The following is a 20,354-nucleotide window of genomic DNA, read 5'->3' as shown; positions in this document are numbered from 1 at the left end:
TTCCAGTCGTGTTCTAATTGGTAAATTAATGCTAACTCTAGCTTGTGGGATTCAAACTGAATGCTTCTGCCCATTTTCTGACTGGGATAAAATCCAGAAACATTCTTTCTGCCTCCTCCTACGCGCCGTGCTGGTTCACTGCTGCGGATGATTTCTATTGTCTTTTTTTGCAGTGCCGATAGGTTGTTACGATTACACCAGTTATCGAACTCTTCTGTTGTGAGCATACTGGCATCTCCTGAAGTGGTTCTAGATGCGACTCACAACTAATGCCTTGTTTTTTTTGGACAGTGAGGTAAAGCTTTTACCTTTGAGTATCCTTGGCACTGGCTTGAGTGCTTGATTTAATCTTACTTGTTCATCTTGAAGAAAAATCTTAAAATTTTGGCAGTTTTATGGTTCCATTTTTAGTCAACGGCAATTAAATGGTTCCAAAAGCAGCAGATGCTGAGTGGCTACTTGACGCCAGAATGAGTGTCGCAGCCACAGTCGCGGCAAGTTTATCCTTCCAGTCCCGGCAATCTTATGGGTACATTGACACCTTGGCTGGCAAGGATTACAGCCATTTTTTTTGCTCAAACCGCGCTCTTTTGCTGGGCCAACACTCAGTTAACCACGGCAGAGTATAGTCACTACTCTCCCTTGCACAGCCCTTCAGCTCAAAAAGTAGATTATTTGTGCAGCTTTAATCTAATTTAATTAGACATCTCTGATTCAATAGAAGTCAGAACTTTTAAAGCTTTTTGTGCCACTTCTTCCGCCCGCTGGGAAGTTACTTTTTGGTATCTTAATGTAGTCTGAATTTTTTCATGCCCCATCAAAGCTCGTAGCTCTTCAATAGACATTAACCCTACTCTTTCTGTCGCAAAAGTATGTCTTAAATCGTGAAGTCTCACACCTCTTAAAACAGGACTTTGCGCCGTCAAATCACACCAATTAGCATGAACTCGGCGATAAGATAAGCGCGTCACTTCTTGAGTGAAAGGATTTTGTGCAGTAAATAATGCAGTCTCCCCTGTATCCCGATAATACCTAATATATTCATCTAAAACTTTCGCTGCATCCTCACTATAAAAACACCATCGTTGTTTGTTCCCCTTGCCCACCACCTGAAACTTACGAGCGATAGTATCTACTTGTTCTAAATCCAACGTCAAAACTTCGCCAATTCTAGCTCCCGTGCGATGCAACAACCGAACGATAGCGTGCAAACGTACATCCGGCTGAACAACTTTATACAACTCTACTAGCTGCCAATGATTTAAATAGCGAATGACTTCATCCGTACCATGCTCCCCCCTCTCCTTTAATGGCTTGCGGCGAGTTAAACCAGCAATCGGATTACTTTTAAGATAACCAAAAGCCACCCCATAGTTGAACAGCGATTGGATAATTGCTTGATGTCGATGGTGAGTATTGATTGATAAATGTTCTAAGCTTTGCAAATAATCACAGATAACCTGACGACTAATAATTTCTACTGGCACACGCCCATAAAGAGCAAGCAGTGGCATTAACACTGCCTCATAAGAGCGTTGTGTACTTTTAGCCAGACCGGGACGCTCTAAAAACTGTGTGGCTAATCGAGCTAAAGTAACCACTAAAAACCAAACTTTCCTGAAATCGCATATCAGCTAATGTCTTTCTCTCTTAAACACTTTATTTCAGGAAAAGTTTACACATTTTTATGTATACTTTTGACGAGTCAATCGCTCCACAGCCCCAAGAATCTCTAGAAAACTACATCAAACGGCTGCGAACCCGCCTTTCTATGAGCCAACAGCAGCTAGCCACAGCAGCAGGAATTCATCTCCAGAGTCTCGGCAAGCTGGAAAGGGGAATCACACTTCGCCTCAACCAGAAAACCAAAAAGGGATTAGCCATCGCCTTAAATATCCCAGAAGAATACCTGGATGCCGTTGTCTCTGGACTACCCGTAGAAGGCGTGCAGAAGAAACAATACTGCCCCCGCTGCTGGAAGGGAGGTACTAACCCAGACCAGGCTTGGACATTGCCAAGGGCCAAGCATTGTCTACTTTGCGGCGCTCAACTGCGTTGTGGTTGTATTAGCTGCCACGAGCCAATTGCATCCTTCAAACATAAATTTTGTCCTCACTGCGGCACTCCTTACTCAGAATCGGGCCAAAACAAGTCCCATCTTTGAATTCAATCGGATACAGGGGTCAGTTTTGTCGTAAAACTAGAATTCTGTCGAAGAGAGGGAGTAGTCTACGTGAAACGCCAGTGGGAGTCAGAAGAATTAATCGAACATTTCACCCTACTTGAGGGAGAAAGGACACTGCTGGCTAATAAAACCGGAGCCACGCGGCTCGGTTTCGCCGTATTACTCAAGTGTTTTGCTCTCAAAGCTCGGTTTCCAGTTAAAAAGCAAGAAATTCCTAAATCCGTCATATCGTACATCGCTCTTCAAGTAGAAGTGTTAGCCAAAGAATGGCGCGAATATAAGTGGAGTGGACGTACTATTGAATATCATCGCGCCCAAATTCGTACCTTTTTCGGATTTAGAGAAGCCACAGTTGCCGATTTTCACTCTTTGAGCGAATGGCTGAGTGAAAACGTGCTAGTTTATGACCGCAACGAACAGCATTTAACGGAAACCGTATATCAACGGCTACGAGAATTAAAAATTGAACCTCCCACGTCTGAGCGAATTGAAAGGTTAATTCGTTCTGCACTCCATAGCTACGAACAAAACTTTTGTGCCACTACTTCTGCCCAAATCTCGTCAGAAACTCAAGCTAAAATCGATGCGATTTTGAATACAGATAAAGCATTAGAAGACGAATCTACCCAATCTCAGCCCTTTGATTTCAATAATCTGAAAGCCGACCCAGGTCGCGTGGGGCTTGATAGTTTACTTAAAGAGATTGAGAAGTTAGAAACTATTCGGCAATTAGAATTACCAGAAAATTTATTTACCAGTATCTCTCCTAAGATTATACATCACTACCGACAACGCGCCTCGGCTGAACCCCCAAGAGAGTTACGCCGCCATCCTAACCCAATTCGCTATACGCTAGTTGCAGCATTTTGTTGGCAGAGAAGCCAAGAGATTACAGATAGTTTAGTGGAATTATTGATTCAAATCGTACATCGCATTGGTATCCGTGCCGAACGCAAGGTAGATAAGGAACTAATTGCTGACTTCAAGCGAGTCAGTGGAAAAAACAATATTTTATTTCGGATGGCAACTGCTTCTTTAGAACATCCAGAAGAATCAGTAAAAGATGTCATCTATCCCGTAGTTAGCCCATCTACCTTAAAGAATTTGGTCAAAGAGTTTAAGTCTAGCGGCCCTACTTACCGAGAACGAGTTTATACGGTGATGCGAGCTTCTTATTTGCATCATTATCGCCGGATGGTGCCACAAATTCTCAATGCTTTGGAGTTTCGGTCGAATAACGAGCTTTACCAACCTGTTATCAAGGCGCTAGAGCTAATTAAAAAGTATACGGGTAGTTCTCAACATTATTACTCACCAGAGGATGAAGTTCTTATTGATGGAGTGCTAAAAAATAGTTGGCGGGAAATTGTCGTGGAAGTAGATGATTCTGGAGTTGAGAAAATTAACCGCGTCAATTATGAGATTAGCGTACTTCAGGCATTAAGAGAGCAACTGCGGTCTAAAGAAATTTGGGTAATTGGTGCTAAACGTTATGGCAATCCAGAATCAGACTTACCCAAAGATTTTGAGGTGCAACGACAGGTTTATTATCAAGCTTTAGGTCAACCAACTGATGCAGAAGCTTTTGTTACTAGCTTACAGCAGAAAATGACGGAAGTTTTAGAGAAATTAGATGCCCAAATGCCCAAAAATCAAAGGGTAAAGATTCTCACAAGGGAAAATGGCTGGATTTCTGTTTCGCCGCTGGAACCACAACCAGAACCGTTAAACTTACGGCGACTTAAGGGAGAATTGATTTCGCGCTGGCCGATGACCAGTTTATTGGATATTCTGAAGGAAACTGATTTACGAGTAGGGTTTACGGAACAGTTTCACAGTGTAGCTTCTCGCGAAACGTTGGATAGGAAGATTCTACAAAGACGGCTATTGCTCTGTTTGTTTGGATTGGGAACTAATACCGGATTGAAGCGGATTAGTAGTGGAGGAACTGGAGAAAATTACCCCGACTTACTCTATGTCAAACGGCGTTATCTTCATAAAGAGAACTTGCGAAATGCCATAATTCAGGTAGTTAATGCGATTTTTCAGGTCAGAGTGCCACATATCTGGGGTGAAGGGACGACTGCGTGTGCTTCTGATTCTAAAAAGTTCGGTTCTTTGGATCAGAATTTGATGACGGAGTGGCATATTCGCTATGGGGGACGTGGGGTGATGATTTATTGGCACGTTGAGAAGAAGTCTGTTTGTATTTATTCTCAGTTGAAAACTTGTTCTTCTTCTGAGGTGGCGGCTATGATTGAGGGTTTATTACGCCACTCTACGGATATGAAGGTGGAAAAGAATTATGTTGATACTCACGGTCAAAGTGAGGTGGCTTTTGCTTTCTGTCATCTGTTGGGTTTTCAGTTATTGCCTCGGTTGAAAAGAATTCACAAGCAAAAGTTGTATCGTCCTGCGGCTGGTCAAAGTAATGCTTATCCTAATTTACAGCCTGTGCTGACAAGACCGATTAATTGGGAGTTGATTCGGAATCAATATGACCAGATGATTAAATATGCTACGGCTTTGAGGTTAGGTACGGCAGAGACTGAGGTAATTTTAAAACGATTTAGTCGCTCTAATGTTATTCATCCTACTTATCAAGCTTTGGCTGAGTTGGGTAAGGCGGTGAAGACGATTTTTCTGTGTGATTATCTTGGTAAGGAGGAGTTGCGTCAAGAAATTAATGAAGGACTAAATGTGGTAGAGCAATGGAATAGTGCAAATAGTTTTATTTTTTATGGTAAGAATAGTGAAATCGCTACGAATCGATTAGAAGACCAAGAGATAGCGGTATTGTCGTTGCATTTGTTGCAAATCTGTTTGGTGTATATCAATACGTTGATGATGCAGCGGATTTTGTCGGAGAAGGATTGGTTGAAGTTGATGCACCTTGATGATTTGCGGGCGCTGACACCGCTGACTTGGGGGCATATCAATCCTTATGGGACTTTTCGGTTGGATTTGGATGAACGATTGCTGATTGACCCGGTGGCTTCTTGAACGAACAAGAAAATAAACGCTCAAATCCTTACCACACAAAGGTTTGAACTGCTACTTTGCGGCTGGTGTCAGCTTCGCTATTTCTGGGCCCTTTAGTTATAAATTATGCCTTAATCGGACAACCTGCCTTCGAGAAATTTGGAAATTTTTTCCCCCCACAAACGGCACAAATATGCGAAGCGTCTGATGGAATTCTATTCGGAGCAGTCACAAAAGGTGGTATACTCGAACTCCGCCAACACTTCGACTTCTTTACCAACCTTCGTCCCGTGCGTCCCTTTGAAACTTTATTGCATAAATCCAGCCTCCAATCCCAAAAGATTCAAGGACTCGATATTTTGTTCGTGCGGGAACTGGTAAGCGGAATATACTTTGGCCCATCGGGACGAGAGCGAGACGAGAATGGCTCCTATGGTTATCACACCATGAAATACTACGATTGGGAAATTAGCCGCATTGCGAGAGTTGCTCTCCAAAAGGCTAAAGAACGCCGAGGTTTACTCACCGTCGCTCACAAAGAAAATGCTCTCCCACAAATACCTTGGAGCCATTTAGTGCAGGATGAAGCCAAGCATTTCCCCGATGTTGTAGTAGAACCGATGTTAGTAGATAACTTAGCGATGCAGCTGGTACGGGAGCCAAAGCGATTTGATGTTATTCTGGCTGGAAATTTATTTGGCGATATTCTCAGCGATATTGGAGGGGCATTAGTAGGTTCCATAGGGTTATTACCGTCTGCTAGTATTAACGATCGAGGATTCGGTCTTTATGAGGCTATACACGGTACAGCACCAGATATTGCTGGGAAAGGTATTGCCAATCCTTTAGGAACGATGGGAGCGGTTGCATTAATGCTCCAGCAGTGGGGAGAAACCCATGCTGCTACTCATCTAATTCAAGCAATAGAAACAGTTTTAGCTTTGGGCTACCGCACGGCTGATTTAGCTCCCCAAGGTGAAGAAATTTTAGTGAATACAGAAAATTTAACTGAACTTATAATTCAACAACTATCTGAATTAGCTTTGGCAAATAAGGAGTAAGAAAACGTATGAAAACAGAACCGAAAGTGTTAATTCTTGGAGATGATATTAATACAGATGATATTATACCAGCTAAACGGTGTACTACTGCCGACCCAGAATATTTAAAACAGTATGCTTTTGAACATCTGATTGGTGAAGGAAATCTTCTGGACTATGACGAAATTGTAGCAGGACGCAATTTCGGCTGCGGTTCTAGTAGAGAAAATGCGCCCATTGCGATTAAAGCTGCTGGGATTAAAAAAGTTCGCGCTCATTCTTTTGCCGAGATATTCTACCGCAATAGTATCAATATTGGTCTAACACTAGAAGTTGACTCCCAACCTCAAAATAATCCAGTAGTTGAAGCGATTGTGAGCGCAGGAGGTTTAATTCCTTTTAACCAAAAGCGACAAAAAGGTGAAATTTGTATTCCTAAAAGTGCCACTTCTGCTAGAACAATGACTATGGCAGAAAAACTTTTAGCACGCGCTTCTTTTAACGAGTACGTACAGCCGGGGGAAACGGTTTTTGTTAAGGTCGATTTAGCGATGTCTCACGATGCTGTAGCTGCACCTGTTGCTAAGGTTTTTTACGAGCATTTTGGGGAAGATGCTAAACTTTGGGATGCGAATCGGGTTGTTTTAGTAGCGGATCACTTTATTCAAGTTAATGAGGTGCGAGTAGACCCAAAAGCTACTTTACAATATTCGGAAATGGTGCAGTTTGCCCAATCGCAAGGTTGTCATTTATTAGATGTAGTTTCGCCTGGAGAAGCGGCGGGTATTTGTCACGTTTTACTACCTGAAAAGGGTTTTATTCGTCCGGGTATTATTGTAGCAGGAACGGATTCTCACACTTGCACCTACGGAGCTTTTGGCTGTTTTTCTACAGGTGTGGGAACGACGGATATGGCCAATATATTTGCAATGGGAGATATGTGGGTGCGAGTTCCGACTACTCTACTTTTTCAACTTGAAGGAACTTTGCCGGAATATATTACCGCTAAGGATATTATGCTGTTTATTCTGGGCAAAATTGGTTGTGACGGTGCTGCGGGTAAGGTGATGGAATTTAGAGGCAGTATTATCGCTCGAATGCCAATGGAAGAAAGGATGACTTTATCTAATATGGCGATCGAGTGTGGTGCGATGTGTGGTTTAATTGCTCCTGATGCCACAACTCGTCAATATTTGCAAAGCTGCGGTCAAGATTTATTTGAGGAAGTTGTTAGTGATTCGGATGCTGATTATGAAGATATTTATCAGTTCGATTTGAGCGATCTAGAACCACAAATCGCTTGTCCTCCTAAACCCGATCGAGTAGTTGGCATTAGCCAGTTAGGAGAAGTACCTATTACTAAGGCTTTTATTGGTTCTTGCACGGGGGGGAAACTTTTCGATTTGGCGCAAGCGGCTGAGGTACTTAAAGGTCGTCATGTAGCTCCTGGTGTCAGTCTTTTTATTGTACCAGCTTCCTTGGAGGTGCGTCAAAAGGCTGAGAATTTAGGGTATATGCAAATTTTTGAAGCGGCGGGAGCGACTGTTCTTAAATCAGGCTGTGGTGCTTGTATTAATGCCGGACTTGGGGTGTTAGATAAGGAGGAAACGGGGATTTATGCTACTAATCGTAATTTTAAAGGACGAAGTGGCGATCCAACGGCGAAGAATTATTTAGCTTCTCCTCGCGTGGTGGCTATTTCGGCGGTTGAGGGGAGGATTAGCGTGAGACTCTCAGCCGAGCCGAATATCATAGAAATCACAAAAAACTAGATATTCAAGGATAGCATACAAACGCAGTATTAGTCAACGAAAGCAGCATATCTGCCTAAATCATCCATCATTAATAATTTACCCATTTTCTGATATTCTCGTCTGGTGGCGCGGATGAGATGAGACATCCCGATTTCTTTTTCATCTCTGGCTGCTGCTAAAAAGGCGGCTGCTAAGGCGATATTGCGGATATTTCCCCCTGCTATTTCAAAGCGATGTGCCATAAATTCTAAGTCTAAATCTACACTGCACGGGGTAGAAGCGGGAAATATCTTTTGCCATATTTGCAGGCGTTCAGTTTCTTTGGGAAAGGGAAATCCGATGATAAAACTCAATCTGCGGATAAAGGCATCGTCAATATTATTGCCTAAATTTGTAGTGAGTATGGCAATGCCTTCGTATTCTTCCATTTTTTGCAAGAGGTAGCCAATTTCTATGTTGGCATAGCGATCGCGTGCGTCTTTGACTTCGGAACGTTTGCCAAATATGGCATCGGCTTCGTCAAATAATAAGATGGCGTTGGAAGTGGCGGCGGCGGTGAAGATGCGATCGAGATTCTTCTCGGTTTCGCCGATATATTTGCTGACGATTTGAGATAAGTCTATTTTATAGAGATCGAGTTGTAATTCGTTGGCGATCGCTTCGGCGGCCATTGTTTTTCCGGTTCCTGGCTGTCCCGAAAACAGTACGTTGAGTCCTTTCCCTAGAGACAGATGGCAGTCAAATCCCCACTTTTCCAGCACGGTGGAACGATATATTGCTCGATCGCAGATTTCTCGCAGTTGGGTTTTTTGTTCTTCAGGTAGTATGATATCATTAAGTTGATACTTAGGCTCAATTTTCCGTGCCAGTTCGCTGAGGTGATGACCCGATTGAGCGCGGGCGGCAGTAAATAGGTCTGCCAAGTTGGGATTTGGGAGTTTTGATTTGACATGAGATTGCCAGTGGGCTGTATTGATAGCGGTAGCAACGGCATCGGCAATCTGGTCGGGAGTGAGGCAAAAGCGTTCTGCCAAGGCATTTAATTCTGAATCTTCTAAGGATATACCCGTAGGTGTAAGGTAATTTTGCCAACAGAGGCGGCGCAGGGTAACATCCAGGATGGTAAACGGCACACTCACGATTCCTAAAGCCTCGGTTGACGCGGGTATCCAGGGTGGTACGCCAGCTAAGATGGCACTTCCTTGATAGTCTGCAAGAGTTGACAGCAAATACTCGAAAGCGATCGCGTGTTCGTGACTGTGCAGAACATCTAAGTTATCCAGATAGAGGAGGGTGTTTTGAAACTGGGATTCGCGCCACAAGAGTTGGAGATTTGGTTCAAAGTCAGCTTTGGTGGTGACGAGACGGAGTAAGTCTGCAATCAGCAGAGGGGCGGCGATTTCCCGTGCTAATGCTTCGGCTGTGCGGCGTTTGCGATCGCGATCGCTTCCCTGAAAATAGAGTCTGAGGGGTTGATGGGTTGCGTGGTACTGTTGAATTAATCCCGAAAATCCCTGTTTGAGTTCAACACTTAGGTAAAGGTCATACAGGGAGATAGCAGGCTGGATTAACTGACAAAACGGTGCAAGTCGGGAGTCTAGCCCTTTGTTTCCTAAGAGGAAGCGGACGATTTGTTCGTCAAGTTTGAGGGTTTTAGCGAGAAGGGTGGAGTTTGGTTGGTTGGGATCTGAAACTAGATGCAGTAGATGGTGGTAGATTAGGGGAGCATCTGGGGAAAAGCGATCGCGCTGAGTGAGTTTGTCGGCGGCGGTGGGACAGAGGAGGTTGAGGGCGAGATCGACAGTAGGTTGTTTGGCGCGAATGTCGTCTTGGAGGTAGGCGTAAAGGCGATCGTAGCGGCGATCGAGTTCCGGGGCGAGGGCGAGGGCGAGGATATCCAGGTCGATGGGGGTAAGCTGGTATTGGCGCTGCAACCAAGCTAACCGGGATGTGGCTGGGGGGGATGCGGTTTCTGGGGCGACGGTGGCAAATAAGGGTTGGGCGGGATGGCGTTGCAGCAGGCGATCGACTTCTTCTAGGCTGATTTGCAGTCCTCGATAGGGTGCGGTGGTGCGATCGGGACTGTAGAGGGATTCGGCGAGGAGTACGGCTTTGTGGATGAAGGTGTCAATGCGGTTGAGCCAGGGGAGTAATTCTTCGAGGGGGGTGGTGGTTGCTTCGCCCATTGTGCGGAGAGAAGGGATGTGTTTGGGTTGTGGGGATAGGGTTGGCTGCGCTGTTATTGGAGCAGGTAGGATCGGGATGAGAGAATTTGCCGATTTTTTTTCTTGACTCACGGGGGCGATTGTGATGCTTATCGAATGAGTCACCAGCAATGAGGTTATCGAGCGGGCTTATGAGTGGGTGTGCGAACGCCTAATTACTATTTTCAGAGGCTTCTCTGAAGAGATTCATTATGTGATACCTACTCTTTGCACTAAACTGCATACCGAGCCACCCCGCATAGTGATCCTCGCTGCCTTCTTTGCTTGTTTCGTAGAGGTTTCTCCAGTACGCGTATTCTGCCTCTGCGAGTTGCTGACCAGCTTCTGGACTTCGCGATGCGAGCAATTCTAATACATACGGCTGGGCAAAGAAGTCTGCTATCCGTCCGCTCATTCGATCTCGGAATGTGACGTATAGCAGCGCTGTTACTGTGTTCACTCCGTAGCCCCATTGGTCTGACTGATATGGTCTGGTCATGTTGTACAATCTAGGTCGCTGCCCGATTTGTGTTCTACTCAAGCTTTCAAGTTGTCTCATACGATATTTGTAGAATTGATTGGCAGCCCCGCCGATTACTGTTATGTATCCCACCCTTTTTAATAACTCTTTCCACCTCTGAATCACTGCGCGACGCACTATGGGGCTTTCCGTGACTCTCCGTATGGCTGTATCACGGTTCTGCTGCACCACATGAGTCAACTCGTGAGCGATCAACTCCTGCCCCCCACGACTTCCCGGCTGATACGCCCCCTGCCGAAAGAACACATCCTGCCCCGTAGTAAACGCCTTCGCCTGGATCGATCGCGCCAACCGATCCGCCTGCGCCCCCGTATGCACGCGCACGCCGCCAAAATCCGCCCCAAACGCCCGCTCTATAGGCTCCTTCAGCTTTGGTGACAACGGCTGTCCCCCGCTTTTGGCTCGCTGCAACTCCCCTTCCCACTCGCTAGAGAGTTCACCCCCTGCATCGCCCAACCCACGCACGGTTATCTGCCGTTGCACCCGTCCCGCTTCCCCAACCTCTGGTTTCCTCTCCCCCGGAGACTGTGTATTCGGTTCTCGGAATGGGGAACTGTGAATTTCGTCAACCACTTGCCGCGCCACCCGGTCTGCCTCTTCCTCGTACATATCGCCGGGAGTGCCTAGAGTCAGCTTCGGTTGAATCACCGCCTCAGTAGCTGGTAGCGCCATTGCAGTATCCACCGTCAACTCCTGGGACAAACCCCGGAATAAGGGTTGACGCTGAATCGTCCCCTGACTGACGGGCATCACATCCCCCAGCAGTGGCAACTCGCCTTGCAGCTTGGGGAATGGACTCGTTGGGTGATTTTGGTGATTCTCTATCAGGCGACCCATTTCACGATTGCCGATCGCCCCAAGCAGTTCCTCCATCGGGTGTAGCGGGGATTTAACGCTGGTTTTGGTGGGGTGCGATCGCGTGGGTGCTACCGTTTTCTTTTGGTTTAATCTTCCATCTCCCATAAGTTTCACCATCCACAAGTTGCAACGTCCGAATTGACTGTTGACCCAAAAAGTCGGGGAAAAATTAGGCCCTCACGTCTCTTCTCTTGATGCCGCCAGTTCGCCCAGCGGTTGCTGTTCTGCTGGCTTCTCAGCAGGCTGAGGTTCTACGCCATTCTCCTCACTATCAGCTTCGGCAATGACTTCTTCTAGTATCTGAATTGCCCCGCTAATCCGCAAGAGTGTTTCTCGCAAGTTGTGCTGTTTCTCTTCATATTCCGCGTTGAGTTTTTGTCCTGCTTCAAATTCTGTTTTGAGCGCCCGGAGGCGTTGTTTGAGTTGGTCTTTCATAATCATTATGGCTGTCTATGCCTTTAGCGAGTTGTCTACTGATGGATACTCCAATTCTATTGCCGATCGCCCCTAGCAGTTCCTCCATCGGGTGAACCGGGGATTTTACGCTGGTTTTGGTGGAGTGCGATCGTGTGGGTGCTACCGTTTTCTTTTGGTTTAATCTTCGATCTCCCATAAGTTTCACCATCCACAAGTTGCTAAGTTCGAGTTGACTGTTGACCCAACAAGTAGGGAAAAAATTTGGCCCTTACGTCTCTTCTCTAGATGCCGCCAGTTCGCCTAGCGGTTGCTGTTCGGCAAAGCGATCATCGGGCTGTGACACTTCGCCATTCTCCACTCTGTCCTCTTTAGCGCGGACCTCATCACTTCTTCATTATGAAGCAAATTGCATACCACTTGGGGCGGTTGGGACTTTGACTTTTTTCTGTTGTTACGTCTTTCAAATTAATCGTATGATTATGGGAGTCAACGTTTTGTGTTTGTTGGTTTTCTATAGTTGGTTGGTAACCACCTGGATCTATCGTACAATGATGTAAGACATTTATTGTCTCTCGTCGTGATATATTTCCTGGTATACTTACTTCTGTTACTAGCTCGAATGATTCGATCCTGTTCCCACCTTTTCTTAAATCATCGAGTGTTCTTACATACCATTGACTTGGGAATTTATGGTTATGATTTCCTTCATGAGTTGTAACGATGTTCTGATTTTGCATTGAATGATTATGTGTATCTGGTTCTCCCGTTTTGTTTGCTGCATATTCTGATTTGTCTTGTAAATTAGCGCCTACGATAAATCGCTCTCTTAAATCAGGAGTTTTATTTGTACCATCACAGAATTGCCATCCGTCTGGTATCTTATTATCCTGGCTATACCACATAATAATAGTCCCTGCTGGTAACCGAGATTGAAGCTGATTATCTGTGTAGGTTTTTATGGCTTTTTCTTTCTCATCAACGTAGGCTTTTATGGCTTTTTCTGTAGGAACGGCTTCTTCACTATTCTCCGTAAAGTTTACATCGCTAGAAAATTTTTTTACTGCCACGCCTTGTAGCAATTCTAGTTTTCCTTCTACTCTTAAACTTCCGTTAAGGATAGCCTTTTTGCTGTCATTATCACCCGCAGAACGCAAAGTCAGCGCATCCCCTGAAGCCGTTGGTAGCCTTAACCCTGAATACTCTCGCACGCTAAAATCGATCGGCTCTTGGATTTGTCCATCTTTGATAGTAAGCTTGGCTAGAGCTACGGCATCTGTTGGTAAACTCTCAGTAGATGGTATCAGCTTAGAAACTGGTTTCTCTTGAATTATTTTTGAATCATTTGAATCTTCGTGATATTGAATCATAAAGATCCAATCTCCGTCTTTCTTCCCAGCACTAAAAAGATCGTTCAATTCAACAGATTTATCTTCCAGCAAGATAACTTCTTGACCTAAACAGGTTAACCCTGTACCCTTGGTAAGTATTACCGTTAATGGCTCTACACCTTTAGTCACAGTTAATCCTTGAGAAATTCCTGCAACGTGCAACAAGTGATTATGACGGCGATGACGGTCGATGTGGTAATTCTGATCGAGTTGAGCGCTGTTTGGTGACCAAGACTTTCCTTGTGGGTAACCAGTGCGTTGATTAATATCAGAAAGTGACATGATAAATCTCCTTTTTACTAATTGCTCAAAACTGAGTGTTTCAATTGATGAAAAATACCTCAATATTTATTGGTAATTTTCACTAAGATCTGACCGTAATATAGGAAATTAAGGCAATAATTCAAATCCCAAAATCCTAAGAAGTGTCAGATTCTCGAAAACTCATTGAATAGAAAGTATGGGCAGGCTTTTCCTGATCTATGATTGCTTGAGCAATACTGATATGTTTCTCAGTGTCTTGTGAGAATAGCAATTCAACTTGAAAGTAGTGAGGAATATCTTCAAACTCAGTAATAGAAACCTTTCCATCTATATTTGCACTCTCTAAATAAAGCTTGAGAACCGCTTCTAAACCCTCCTTAGTTCCTCGCAACTGATAGAATGGCACAATTTGACGAATGAATCGACGCTTGAAATCCTCCTCCCAATCATCACGTAAACTTAAGGCAACCCAACTAGCAAGCCAAGGTAGAAATTCTTTTGGTGTTTGGCTGGGATCGAAGTATGTATAAAGACGATCGATGTAATCCTCTAATCCCGTCAGTGTTTCTTGTGAATTCTGTGGGGTTGCATTTCCTAAAATGTTTTCAAATGCCAACAAAAATCCTTGCACTACTGGATTGTTTTGTAAGCTTTCGGGAAGGTATTGCCCATAACTTCTCTCTTGATTTGCTTGCTTGTTTTTCATTGATTATCTTCCTCTGATTGAATCTTAATACCTGGCTTGATAAGTTGATTTTTATCAAGAGATATTCCTGTAAGTATGACGCTGCGACCTTGATTATGAGCTTTCTTGATTGGCTGTTCTAAACTCAATATTTTTTTATGAACAGTAACAGTTTTGATTGTGGCTGATTCCGAGTATTCTCCCTCCGCATCTATTAAGATTATTTGTTGAGATGCAAATCCTTCAATATTCTCAACTTCCAAGTCCTGAGTATCTGAGTTGATGGATTTCTTCAATTTTGTTTCAGCATTCTGTAATTTCAGGGTTTTAACTGCTTTTACACCTGGTAAATCATTTAATAATTTATAGAGTTCAGAGTGATAAACTGTCTGTCCTAATCGCCATCCTCGACCTTTCCAATAGTCTCCAGAATCATAGGGATGGAAGAATTTTTTAATTTGATCCACAGCATTACTCTTTACCGAATCAATATCGGCTCCATCTACAAAAGATAAAGTTATCTGGATGGATAAAGGAACATACTTCGGTTCGCATATATGGAGACGGGTTGTCAGTAAGCGTCGCTTGTTTAACCATTTTTCGAGCGAATTTTTAACCTCAGCACTTACACTGGGCGGAGGATCATTTTCCCATTGTGGCACAATTACTAAACTTACATGATGAAGTGTTGTATCTTTTGGTTTCTTCAAATTGTCCAGATTTATTTTATCTAAACACAAAACTTGTTTAATTGGTAAATAGCCTTTAGCCTCCTGGCTTTCATTCCAATCTGTCAATATTAACTGTTCAAAATCTTCACGGGTTACAGCTCGATACCGCTTTCGTAAGCCTACAACCGTTTGCTGAATGGCTTCGCTTAAGTTAGCGATCGGTGTATCATTTTGTTTGTCAATTAACTTGCTATCTGAAAGCTGAGTTTTACTATTAAGTAAATCTAGGAAAACTGCGTAATTTTGATCGGGAATTTGATTGATTCGATAGAGAAGCATTTCCGTTAACCAAGCTATTAATTCTAGGAGTAGAATTCCGGTATCGCTGGGATTATGATCTGTCCATTCTGGATACTCAATAGGAATAAGGGAACGAGCTTCTTCTATTAAACTAGCGTAGGTGCGATCATCTAGGTTTGGTTTTGGGATCGTCATTATTTTACTCTTAATTAATTTGTGAAATTTCAATCAAATGCTTTCCGGAATAAATCATAGATACTCCCAAATTCTTCTCCTCGTCTGACGTTTGTTTTGATTTCTTAATCAGAAGATTTCGTACATAATTTACACCTTCGATAGATTGAAGCAGTGCATAAAAATCAGAAAAGTCTGGCTCACAACCAAAATCCCAACCTTGTTGATTGCGATTACCTGTAAGGGGATGCAGGAATTGCTCTAATTTGGCAATTGCTTTTTCTTGGATGTGAGTTATTGCTTCAAGCGATTCTGGCACCAATTCTGCGGTTACAGAAATTTGTATCCAATCAGGGCCACTTACTTTTAAATCGACCGTCGGTAAACAACGAGATTTTATATAGGTTTGCACTCGGTCAATTAGTGCCAAACTTAAAACAGGCTGAGATTCGTTACTATTGGGGACAATTAATACATTAATCTGACGTTTTCTCGCAAATTCTTGTTTTTCTTGTATTAGTTTTTTATCTGGAGAAGCCTGATCTATCCATTCTTCAATTTTGCGAGGATGGAAAATTGATGTAATAACTCGTGTTCGTGCTATATCTGGTGAGGCTTCATAAGCTAAATCTTCAAAGTCTTGTGCTGTTACTGCTCTATTGCGATGGCGCAGAAACTTAGCCCCGCGTTCCTTAACTCGTTCAATTGATTCTCGATCGCTTCCACCACCAGCCGCTTCCAAATTGATAACGCTATCAATATAAGGAATCGTAGTTTTTAGCTGGGTAATTGTATTAGCAGGTTTATTCCCTCGTTCGCCGCCATCCGTCCTATATTGCGCCATACGAATGTTATTGCGACCTTGGGGCGGTATCATTCCGCGTTGTCCATCACCAAACTGGATTTCTCCAGTTAAATGATTCATGACATAATGGCGATCGCGCATTCCCGATTCATAAAAATCCGTCACCTCATGCCAGCGTACCCATACCGCTTCTATTTGCCCTACTTCATCCTGAACTATGGCGATCGCATCTTTGCCTTCTAAGTTTGCGATCGCAGCTTTCTCCTCTGGCGGTGGTTCCTTCCCTTCCTGCACCTCCAACTGTTGACCTTGTAGTACAGGTGTTTGGGTTGTCCAGAAGGTTTGATTGGGATTGCCATCACTCGACCCCAAAACCTCATTATTGAGAGTAGTTGCCTGAATCGCCCAAATTGTGTTAGTTAATATGCGTCGCAATCGTGGCTGCACACGAAATTCACCGCTTTCCTTTCGCACCCGTAGCCAGTAAAGGGATTTACCAAACTCCGATCGCGCCTGAAAATCAGATGGGCCAATACACCGAATTAGCCCTCGTTCGGTAAACGCCTTAGTTTCATCCACCACCCCCAAACGATTCCAACCCGATCGATTGCTGTATTCCCAAACCAACCGCACGGGTTCTGCATCGCTGAGGTTAGCGGTAGATGTTACTTCTTCTGGTTTTGGCGGTTCGACTTGAAAATAAAGTGCGATCGCACGATTAGGAAAAGGCTGGTTAAATCCCAGATATAGCGTTGGATCTCGCTCGACTGCAAGAGTAAACGGTTGGAAGAAACGGAAAATCTTCGTTTCGGTTTGGTAATTTTTTTTCAGTGCTATTTTGAGCCTGACTGTTTTTGTGGCAGAATCGATCTTTACGATTTCATTTTGTTCCTTTTCCTGACCATCTGGATCGATTACAAAGCGATCGCCACTTTTTAAACCTGCAATACTGTTCAATGTAAGTTGAGTTTGTCCGCTATTCGCTGAGGTAGTCAGTATGAGGTAGCGATCGCTTGCAAAAGGATCTAGGTAAGTAACATCATTGTAGGTTTGGCACGCCGATAAGGGAGTATCTTCAGAATTGTAGGTATAGCTGAGAGTTAGCGATTGGACTGATGGTGGGCCGAAAACTGATGTCGAACGGAGCGATACGATCGTACCCGCTGAATAATCTTTGGTCAGCGCCGTTTTCAGAGTAATGGTATTTGTAGAAAAATCAATGTTAGTAATGGTTGCTTCTTCGCGATCGCTTCCCAAACCAATCCAAAGATTCTCGTTAATAAAGCCTCGAACACTCTTAACTTTAATTGTTTGTTTTTGAGCCGAATCAGTTTGAACTTTTGCAGTTTCAGTAAGTAGGGAAAAGCTAGTAACTTGAGTAGCATTTTCCGTCCCGTAATTACCATTAACAATCCGAGCGCGTACCCAGTAACCGTTTTCTCCACCTACAGTTGTTGCTGCGATCTTCTTGGCAGCAAAGTTAATCGTAATATTTTCATCTTTAGTAAATTTACAAGTTATATCTTTCAATGATTCCCAATTATTTCCATCCCAAAACTCCCAATTAATTTCTAGGTCGTCTGAAGGATTCACTTTTACGGATAATGCAGGGCTTAATTTTACCTCAACTTCCACGTCGGTTGTAAGTTTGATAAATACTTCGTCAAGAGCTATATAAAAAGTGTCGTTAAAGCGCGGTTGTTCGCCAAAGGGATAAAAATCTTTACTTAAATCAATGGGAGCCGTATTAAAAAAGCAACGATTCGATGCTTTTTTGATGTTTTCAATTTTAGCCCTAACAGTATTACCAGTAATGCTTGGCAATTGAGCGAGCCATACATAAGTTCCCTTTGGATATCTAGATTGGAGCTTTGGTTCAATTGCGATCGCCTTTTTATCATAATCAACACTCAAAACTTTATAATTTTCTCGAGATTGCTTGTCAGAAATTAACTGAATTGAATCGTTCTTTTCAAAGTTTTTAATATTATTATTATTAACTTTTAGTTCTTTCGCTCCCTTATCAGCATCCTCTGTTAGAATTAATGGATTTGCTCGTAACCAAGCAGCTTCTACTCCATTAATTTGCTGTTGTTGGATAGGAGTTGATAAATTGTCAATTTTTACCTTTAAAGAATCGTTGTTATGGGTTAGAGTAGGCGAGAGCGATCGCCAAATAGCACCATCCCAGTAAGACCAAGTTATCAGCAATTTGGATAATTTGTCTGCTTCTGGTGATTGAATGGTGAGCGTGACAGTTTTAGGTTCTGGTAAACTGAACAGTGGATCGCAAGCGAGGTAAAGTGAATGCTCAATGGGTTCTTCTGCTTTAAAAGCGAAAAAAGCAGCATCTTCTTTGCCTGTCGCTTCTTTGGTGCGATCGCTATACTTATCTTTTTCAGGTTCCCACACAAATACCTCTTTTAGTTGGGCAGTCGTCACCACCAGTTCGCGATCAGTTTCAAACACCACTTCTTCTTCCTGTCCCTCAACAGGCGAGACAGCTACCTGAGTGTGAGCAGGAACAGGGACCAGCGCATCTTCAGGACTTCCTTCAACTAAAGAAAAAGTTAAAGGCACCTTGGCAGGTTGAGGAGGTGATAGCTGAGTGCCAATTAAGTCGAGGAAAGCGAGAAAATTTTTGTCTGGGACTTGATTGAGGCGATCGCTCACCAGCGCAGCCATTCGACCGAAAATACGAATCAATGCCATCCCAGCATCTTGTCTGGCTTGCCAACCTTTCACCTTTACCAATTGGGTTTTGAGCTTGGCAATCTTTTGCGCCAATTCTTGATTCACTGATTCGCCTGCTTTGGCAATTATTTGACCATCAATATCAATAATGTTTTCGTCTAAAGTATGCTTTATTAATAAGCCTGGTATTGGTACGATCGACTCCCTCTCTTGTGGAGGTTCGCCTTTTCTCACTTTCACCAAATTTGCTACGTGCTTGGCAGAAATTCTTTCGGCTAACTCTTGACTTACTAAATTGTCTGCTTCCGCAATGATTTCTACTTTCGCAATTATTATATTGCCCTTAGAATCGATTGCGATTATGCCCTTGCCGATTCCGATTATCCCCTCAGCTTCGTTGTCCTTAAAATTAAATTCTATATATTTTGATAGAATTATTAATAAGGCTTGGTGTAACTTCTTATGTATAAGAGGGTGAAGATGAGGAAAGTTATTGCTAAATATTATTTTGATTTCAATGATGTCTTCAGCTAGGATGCGATCTTGTAAATTTTCAGATGTCCGTTCAACTAATGCAGTACAGGTATCTGTGGTAAAGCGTTGTGCTAACTTTACCGTTTGTTTAACAATATCTTCATAAGTGCGATTATCAATTTTTGGACGCTTAATCGACATAGTAATTACTCTAAATAAAATGGATAAACTAAATTAAACCGATTGTTAGTAGTGCGAACCTGATAGTTAATTTGAATTAGCAATAAGTTAGGCTGATTTTCATCAGAATAAGCATCTACTTCCAAGACATCAATCCGCGGTTCCCAGTCAATCAGCGATTGGCGCACTTCATTAATAACTTGTCCGATCGTGCCGGGGCTATTATTTGCAAAGACCAAATCGTGAATCCCACAGCCAAAATCCGGGCGCATAATGCGTTCTCCCTTAGCAGTGTTGAGAATCATCAAAATCGACTGGCCGACGCAATCTTCATCGCGTGCCATTTCAATTTTACCTGCTTTGTTGAGTTGCACCGGGGATATCCATCCGACCCCTAAAAAATTGGTATCCATTTACATCCCCTTGACGCGAACTTGAGTTACCAAAATATTCAACGAAGTACCAGTTGGTATCGCCACCGCTTTACTATCCCGTAATAATACAGGCTGTCCCATCACCTTGACTCGGAGTGCAGCACTCACCCACTGCGCCATCACGCAAGGGCCAACGTTAGTTGGTGGTGGCGGATTGACGCAACCTGCAACGGTATAAGGAAATACCTGAGTCACCACAGGTTGTCCCATAACTTTAACTCTGGGATTAGGAACTGTCGGTTGTGCTTGTCCGCCATGAGCGCAAATAACACTTGCCCCAGCGTGTAACAAATATCCAGGCATT

16 protein-coding genes are annotated in these 20,354 nt (G+C 43.5%); 4 read left to right on the top strand and 12 right to left on the bottom strand.

What is annotated here, in order from left to right:
• On the bottom strand, positions 1-227 hold a 227-nt coding region (locus tag ACE1CD_RS23325; RefSeq protein WP_374826401.1), incomplete at its 3' end, for a hypothetical protein.
• 468 nt (positions 228-695) lie between these two features.
• Entirely contained in the window at positions 696-1,514 is an 819-nt protein-coding gene (locus ACE1CD_RS23320) for a tyrosine-type recombinase/integrase (RefSeq protein ID WP_374826400.1), read from the bottom strand.
• A 173-nt stretch (positions 1,515-1,687) separates the two neighbouring features.
• Between ACE1CD_RS23320 and ACE1CD_RS23315 the strand changes: the two genes are divergently transcribed.
• The 4 genes from ACE1CD_RS23315 to ACE1CD_RS23300 all read left to right on the top strand — a co-directional run bounded on the left by ACE1CD_RS23315 (position 1,688) and on the right by ACE1CD_RS23300 (position 7,979).
• Positions 1,688-2,164 carry a helix-turn-helix domain-containing protein gene (locus ACE1CD_RS23315; RefSeq protein ID WP_374826399.1) on the top strand — a complete coding sequence of 159 codons (477 nt, stop codon included), beginning with the start codon at positions 1,688-1,690 and terminating at the stop codon, positions 2,162-2,164.
• On the top strand, positions 2,165-5,188 hold the full coding sequence (locus tag ACE1CD_RS23310) for a Tn3 family transposase (protein ID WP_374826402.1): 3,024 nt from the start codon (positions 2,165-2,167) through the stop codon (positions 5,186-5,188).
• A gap of 65 nt (positions 5,189-5,253) precedes the next feature.
• Complete coding sequence (locus ACE1CD_RS23305) at positions 5,254-6,228, top strand: isocitrate/isopropylmalate family dehydrogenase (protein WP_374826398.1); 975 nt, start codon at positions 5,254-5,256, stop codon at positions 6,226-6,228.
• Between the two features lie 8 nt (positions 6,229-6,236).
• Positions 6,237-7,979: an aconitase/3-isopropylmalate dehydratase large subunit family protein gene (locus ACE1CD_RS23300; RefSeq protein ID WP_374826397.1), complete on the top strand. Its 1,743-nt coding sequence runs from the start codon at positions 6,237-6,239 to the stop codon at positions 7,977-7,979.
• A 29-nt stretch (positions 7,980-8,008) separates the two neighbouring features.
• On the opposite strand, the gene ACE1CD_RS23295 is transcribed toward ACE1CD_RS23300, so the two are convergent.
• The 10 genes from ACE1CD_RS23295 to ACE1CD_RS23250 form a co-directional block, all read right to left on the bottom strand.
• Positions 8,009-10,258, bottom strand: a complete 2,250-nt coding sequence (locus ACE1CD_RS23295; RefSeq protein WP_374826396.1) for an ATP-binding protein — start codon at positions 10,256-10,258, stop codon at positions 8,009-8,011.
• Between the two features lie 79 nt (positions 10,259-10,337).
• Entirely contained in the window at positions 10,338-11,681 is a 1,344-nt protein-coding gene (locus ACE1CD_RS23290; RefSeq protein ID WP_374826395.1) for a DUF4157 domain-containing protein, read from the bottom strand.
• 60 nt (positions 11,682-11,741) lie between these two features.
• Positions 11,742-11,999, bottom strand: a complete 258-nt coding sequence (locus ACE1CD_RS23285) for a hypothetical protein (RefSeq protein WP_374826394.1) — start codon at positions 11,997-11,999, stop codon at positions 11,742-11,744.
• Positions 12,000-12,055: 56 nt separating this feature from the next.
• Positions 12,056-12,193 (bottom strand): hypothetical protein, encoded by a 138-nt coding sequence (locus ACE1CD_RS23280; protein WP_374826393.1) that lies wholly within the window; start codon positions 12,191-12,193, stop codon positions 12,056-12,058.
• Positions 12,194-12,364: 171 nt separating this feature from the next.
• On the bottom strand, positions 12,365-13,651 hold the full coding sequence (locus ACE1CD_RS23275; protein ID WP_374826392.1) for a hypothetical protein: 1,287 nt from the start codon (positions 13,649-13,651) through the stop codon (positions 12,365-12,367).
• A gap of 136 nt (positions 13,652-13,787) precedes the next feature.
• Positions 13,788-14,339 carry a phage tail protein gene (locus ACE1CD_RS23270; RefSeq protein WP_374826391.1) on the bottom strand — a complete coding sequence of 184 codons (552 nt, stop codon included), beginning with the start codon at positions 14,337-14,339 and terminating at the stop codon, positions 13,788-13,790.
• On the bottom strand, positions 14,336-15,484 hold the full coding sequence (locus tag ACE1CD_RS23265) for a hypothetical protein (protein WP_374826390.1): 1,149 nt from the start codon (positions 15,482-15,484) through the stop codon (positions 14,336-14,338). Before ACE1CD_RS23265 ends, ACE1CD_RS23270 begins: the two co-directional genes overlap by 4 nt.
• Before the next feature lie 10 nt (positions 15,485-15,494).
• Positions 15,495-19,637: a putative baseplate assembly protein gene (locus ACE1CD_RS23260; protein ID WP_374826389.1), complete on the bottom strand. Its 4,143-nt coding sequence runs from the start codon at positions 19,635-19,637 to the stop codon at positions 15,495-15,497.
• A 5-nt stretch (positions 19,638-19,642) separates the two neighbouring features.
• The gene (locus ACE1CD_RS23255; protein WP_374826388.1) at positions 19,643-20,029 is read right to left on the bottom strand and encodes a GPW/gp25 family protein; all 387 of its coding nucleotides are present in this window, start codon (positions 20,027-20,029) and stop codon (positions 19,643-19,645) included.
• Positions 20,030-20,353, bottom strand: a complete 324-nt coding sequence (locus ACE1CD_RS23250) for a hypothetical protein (RefSeq protein WP_374826387.1) — start codon at positions 20,351-20,353, stop codon at positions 20,030-20,032.
• Position 20,354: the final 1 nt, after the last annotated feature.

It is taken from the genome of Aerosakkonema sp. BLCC-F183 (assembly GCF_041929145.1).
Lineage (GTDB): Bacteria > Cyanobacteriota > Cyanobacteriia > Cyanobacteriales > Aerosakkonemataceae > Aerosakkonema.
This window is presented reverse-complemented; position numbering and strand designations above follow the sequence as displayed.